We start from the raw sequence: 668 nt of genomic DNA on the forward strand, positions 1-668 counted from the left end.
GCGAGCATCCGCTCAAGCAGAAGATGCTGCCCACCGACTGGCTCACCGGCAAGGGCGCAGGCGCCATCACGCACGCGGTGGATGCGCTGCTCAAGACCATCGCCGAGGACCCGCGGCACGAGCTGCGCGAGGCGCTGGATGGGGCCGTCGAGCGCCTGATCGAGCGCCTGCAGACCGATCCGGACTGGGCGCGCCGCGGCGAGGAGGTGCGCCGCTACCTGCAGAACGACGAAGTGCTGGCGCGCTATGTGCGCCACCTGTGGCAGGACGTGCGGCGCAAGCTGCGCGAGGACCTGCTGGACGAGGACTCGCAGCTGGCGCAGCGCGTGGCGGGGATGGGCCGCTGGCTGGGGCGCTCGCTCGCGCAGGACGCGGCGCTGCGGGTGCGCCTGAACGTGCGCCTGGAATTGTGGGCCGCGACCTTCGCGCCCGAGGTGGCGCAGTCGGTGGCCGAGCACATCCAGGCCACCGTGCAACGCTGGGATGCCAGCGAGACGGCGCGCTTGGTGGAGCTGCACATCGGCCCGGACCTGCAGTACATCCGCATCAACGGCACGGTGGTGGGTGGGCTGATCGGCCTGCTGCTGTTTGCCGTCGCGCACGCCGGGGCGCTGTGGGCGCTGGTCGCGCCGCGCGCAGGCTAGCGGCGGGCGGCGGCTTTCAACCCG

General features: G+C 72.5%; 1 protein-coding gene. It reads left to right on the plus strand.

Annotated features, from left to right (window positions below; translation table 11 throughout):
• Positions 1-644: DUF445 domain-containing protein (locus A612_RS12335; RefSeq protein ID WP_019374777.1), on the plus strand; the 644-nt coding region annotated here is incomplete at its 5' end.
• Positions 645-668 lie beyond the last annotated feature (24 nt).

Origin of the sequence: Melaminivora alkalimesophila (assembly GCF_000282995.1) — a bacterium.
Lineage (GTDB): Bacteria > Pseudomonadota > Gammaproteobacteria > Burkholderiales > Burkholderiaceae_C > Melaminivora > Melaminivora alkalimesophila.